Genomic DNA, 681 nt, shown 5'->3' with positions numbered 1-681 from the left:
GATCCTAGATCCCCCTCTGTAATGTGGGTTGTATAACGCGCAGGTGACCCTGCCACGCTCGGTTTTGAAGCGCATAGACCCATGTCAATCTCCTACTGTGATTTTAGAAGCAATTTTGCCGGGGAGCGCTCCGCTTCGCTTCGCCTCACCGAAGTCGTGGCTGGGAAGACGAAGGCGTTGGCGCTGAGGATGACCGAGCATTCCCCAATGGCTGGGTATCAGCCTGCCGGCATTGCACCGGCTGCGATGGCCTTTTCGGGTTCGCCGACGGAGTGCGGTGGCCGCAGCTGCGCCAGGAGTTGTTCCAACGTGCTCAGGCGCACTGTGGCCCGCAACGTGTCCGCCTCGGCGTGTTCCCGCCGCCGGCGCTCTTCGACCAGCTCTGTCCGCGCCGCCGCCAGTTCGGCGCGCACGCCTTCCAGCGCTTGGACATCTTTGGTCCATCGCACCTGCAGGCCTTGGTGCTCCGTGGCTGTCAGGCGCAGCGCGTCGCGCTCGCGCTGCTGGGCGTCGGCCCGCTGTCGTGTCTGCGTCAGTTCCCGCTCCAGGCGGGTATGGCGTTCCAGCCACTGGCCGTTCTCCCGGTTGAGCTGCATCAGGTCGTGGTTCTTGGCGGTCAGCGCCTCGTTAGCCTGCCGTAGGGCGACCTGCAACTCCTGCACCTGTTGCTCATGCCGGCGC

At 64.8% G+C, this 681-nt stretch carries 1 pseudogene; it reads right to left on the bottom strand.

Annotated elements, in window-relative coordinates:
* Window positions 1-218: 218 nt before the first annotated feature.
* Window positions 219-681: pseudogene (locus XpopCFBP1817_RS21035) on the bottom strand (DNA-binding protein); the annotation flags it as partial.

Source organism: Xanthomonas populi (assembly GCF_002940065.1).
Classification (GTDB): Bacteria; Pseudomonadota; Gammaproteobacteria; order Xanthomonadales; family Xanthomonadaceae; genus Xanthomonas; species Xanthomonas populi.
This window is presented reverse-complemented; position numbering and strand designations above follow the sequence as displayed.